This window comes from Streptantibioticus parmotrematis, from assembly GCF_019890615.1.
GTDB classification, from domain to species: Bacteria; Actinomycetota; Actinomycetes; order Streptomycetales; family Streptomycetaceae; genus Streptantibioticus_D; species Streptantibioticus_D parmotrematis.
The window spans coordinates 1-421 of record NZ_JAINVZ010000072.1 but is presented as its reverse complement, the minus strand read 5'-3'; the positions used below and the strand labels follow the sequence as shown (position 1 = coordinate 421).

At 68.6% G+C, this 421-nt stretch carries 1 pseudogene; it reads left to right on the top strand.

Going from position 1 to position 421, the window contains the following annotated elements:
• Window positions 1–362 (top strand): annotated as a pseudogene (locus K7472_RS32290) (2-oxoacid:acceptor oxidoreductase subunit alpha); the annotation flags it as partial.
• Window positions 363–421 lie beyond the last annotated feature (59 nt).

The window sequence follows — 421 nt, the reverse complement described above, 5'->3', positions numbered from 1 at the left end:
ACCATGACGCCACCACCCTCGTCATCGGCTGGGGCTCGACGTACGGGCCGATCACGGCAGCGGTGCGACGAGTACGCCGGGCGGGCGGGAAGGTCGCCCAGGCCCACCTGCGGCACCTGAACCCGTTCCCCGCCAACCTCGGCCAGGTGCTGAGGGCTTACGAGAAGGTGCTCGTGCCGGAGATGAACCTCGGCCAGCTCGCCATGCTCCTACGCGGGAAGTACCTGGTGGATGCCCGGTCCCACACCCAGGTGACCGGACTGCCGTTCAAGGCCGAACAACTCGCCACCGTCATCACCCACACCATCACCAGCCAGCACACCACCGGCAACGGGCACGAGGGGGACAGCGCGCATGTCTGAGACACCCGTCATCGACCACCAGCCCACCGGCCCGCACCCCAACACCACCCCCACCCCCA